Source organism: Lysinibacillus sphaericus, from assembly GCF_015844675.1.
In the GTDB taxonomy this organism is placed as follows: domain Bacteria; phylum Bacillota; class Bacilli; order Bacillales_A; family Planococcaceae; genus Lysinibacillus; species Lysinibacillus sphaericus_E.
Window position 1 is genome coordinate 1 of the sequence record NZ_LDGC01000089.1, and the last position, 1,073, is coordinate 1,073.

Sequence of the window (1,073 nt, forward strand, 5' to 3'; positions counted from 1 at the left end):
CCGGTAGGACCAGTGTCACCAGTAGAGCCGGTAGCCCCGGCGACGCCAGTAGCTCCAGTAGAGCCGGTCACACCAGTAACACCAGTAGCCCCAGTAGAGCCAGTAACCCCGGCGACGCCAGTAGCTCCAGTAGAGCCGGTCACACCAGTAACACCAGTAACGCCAGTAGCCCCAGTAACCCCAGTAACCCCAGTAACCCCGGTAGAGCCAGTAGCTCCGGTAGGACCAGTGTCACCAGTAGAGCCGGTAGCCCCGGCGACGCCAGTAGCTCCAGTAGAGCCGGTCACACCAGTAACACCAGTAACGCCAGTAACGCCAGTAACGCCAGTAGCCCCAGTAACCCCGGTAGGACCAGTGTCACCAGTAGAGCCGGTAGCCCCAGTAACCCCAGTAGAGCCGGTAACACCAGTAACACCAGTAACACCAGTAACACCAGTAACACCAGTAACACCAGTAACACCAGTAACACCAGTAACACCAGTAACACCAGTAACACCAGTAGCCCCAGTACCGCCAGTAACCCCGGTAGCGCCAGTCGTACCAGTAACACCAGTAGGTCCAGTAGAGCCAGTAACGCCAGTAACGCCAGTAGAGCCAGTAACCCCGGCAACGCCAGTAGCTCCAGTAGAGCCGGTAACACCAGTAACCCCGGCAACGCCAGTAGCTCCAGTAGAGCCGGTCACACCAGTAACCCCGGCAACGCCAGTAGCTCCAGTAGAGCCGGTCACACCAGTAACCCCGGTAGCGCCAGTAGGACCAGTGTCACCAGTAGAACCAGTAGAACCAGTAGAACCAGTAAAGCCGGTAGAGCCAGTAACACCAGTAGCCCCAGTAGCTCCGGTAGCTCCAGCAGAACCCGCAGCCCCAGTAGAGCCAGTCACACCAGTCACACCAGTAACACCAGTAGAGCCAGTAGAGCCAGTAGAGCCAGTAGAGCCAGTAGAGCCAGTAGAGCCAGTAGCACCAGTAGCACCAGTAGAGCCAGTAGCACCAGTAGAGCCAGTAGAGCCAGTAGAGCCAGTAGCACCAGTAGAGCCAGTAGAGCCAGTAGAGCCAGTAACCCCAGTAACCCC

1 protein-coding gene is annotated in these 1,073 nt (G+C 58.0%); it reads right to left on the bottom strand.

Features of this window, described 5'->3' with window-relative positions:
* Nucleotides 1-1,073 (bottom strand): hypothetical protein (locus ABE34_RS21595; RefSeq protein WP_197144509.1); only part of this gene is annotated, 1,073 nt, incomplete at both ends.